The following is a 1,534-nucleotide window of genomic DNA, read 5'->3' on the forward strand; positions in this document are numbered from 1 at the left end:
GGGGCGGCGTACGTCCCCGTCGGCGTCTCCCAGCCCGAGGCCCGCGCGGCGCTCATCCTCGAACAGGCGGGCGCGTCCCTGTGCGTCGACTCCACCGAGCTGGCCCGCCTCGAGGCGGCCGACCCCCTCCCCGCGCCCGCCGGCCCCTCCGAGCGCGCGCTGGCCTACGTGATCTACACGTCCGGCTCCACCGGGGTGCCGAAGGGGGTGGCGGTGAGCCACGCCGCCGCGTGGAACACCATCGCCGATGTCGTGCGCCGATGGGGCATGGGGCCGGGAGATGCGGTCCTGGGCGTGTCGGCCCTTGACTTCGACCTCTCCGTGTTCGACATCTTCGGGGCCCTCTCGTTCGGAGCCGCCGTCGTGCTGCCCGACGAGGAGGAGCGCCGCGACGCATCGGCGTGGCGCGAGCTCGTCTCGTCCCGGGGCGTGACGGTGTGGAACTCGGCCCCCGCCCTGCTGGACGTGATGCTCGACGACGGCCCCGGGGCCGCGGCCGGTCTGCGGTTGGCCCTCGTCTCCGGCGACTGGGTGCCGCTGGGTCTGCGCTCGAAGCTGCCCGAGGGGGTGCTGCTCGTGGCCATGGGCGGCGCGACCGAGGCCGGCATATGGTCGAACTACTTCGAGGTCGGGGAGGTCGATCCGTCGTGGAGCTCGATCCCCTACGGCAGACCCCTCTCCAACCAGTCCTTCCGCGTCGTGGGCGAGGACGGCCTCGACTGCCCCGACTGGGTGCCCGGCGAGCTGTGGATCGGCGGGGGGAGCCTGGCCGACGGGTATCTGGGCGATCCGGGGAAGACGGCCGCCTCCTTCGTCGAGGACGGGGGGCGCTGGTACCGGACGGGGGACATGGGCCGCTACTGGCCCGGAGCCGTCTTGGAGTTCCTCGGTCGCAAGGATTCCCAGCAGCAGGTGAAGATACGCGGCCACAGGGTGGAGCTGGGCGAGGTCGAGGCCGCCGTGGCCGGATGCCCCGGGGTGAAGGGGGCCGTGGCCGTCGCGGCCGGCGAGCGCGAGCGCTCGGTGGTGCATGCGTTCGTGGTCGCCGACGAGGGGGCTGACGTGGATCCGGCCGGGGTGCTGTCCCGCGTGGCCGGGCTCCTTCCCTCCTACTTCGTCCCCCATGACGTGACGGTCCTAGACGAGTGGCCCTTGAGCGCGAACGGGAAGGTCGATCGAAAGGCCTTGGCCGGCATGGCCCCCGAAGCGGCCCCGTCCGCATCCTCCCTGTCCGAACCGGCCACCGAAGCGGAGCGCGCCGTGGCGTCGGTGTGGGAGGAGCTGCTCGATGCGGGGCCCGTCGGAAGGGAGTCGAACTTCTTCGAGCTGGGCGGCGACAGCCTCATGGCATCACGAGTCATCGGCAGAGTGCGGGCACTCGGATACGAGGATGCTCGCCTTCAGCTTCTTTTTGATACGGAAAATCTAAGTGAGTTTTGCAAGACGCTCAGGAAAAGAGAAGCTCCCCCAAAGCAGGAAGCTCTCATTGAGGTAGATCCGTCAAAAGAATACGAGAGTTTTCCTTTGACGGAAA

1 protein-coding gene is annotated in these 1,534 nt (G+C 69.8%); it reads left to right on the forward strand.

Annotation, left to right across the window (positions count from 1 at the left end; genetic code table 11):
• Positions 1-1,534: non-ribosomal peptide synthetase (locus HMPREF1023_RS14885; protein ID WP_009307286.1), on the forward strand; the 1,534-nt coding region annotated here is incomplete at both ends.

This window comes from Eggerthella sp. 1_3_56FAA (genome assembly GCF_000185625.1).
Taxonomy (GTDB): domain Bacteria; phylum Actinomycetota; class Coriobacteriia; order Coriobacteriales; family Eggerthellaceae; genus Eggerthella; species Eggerthella lenta.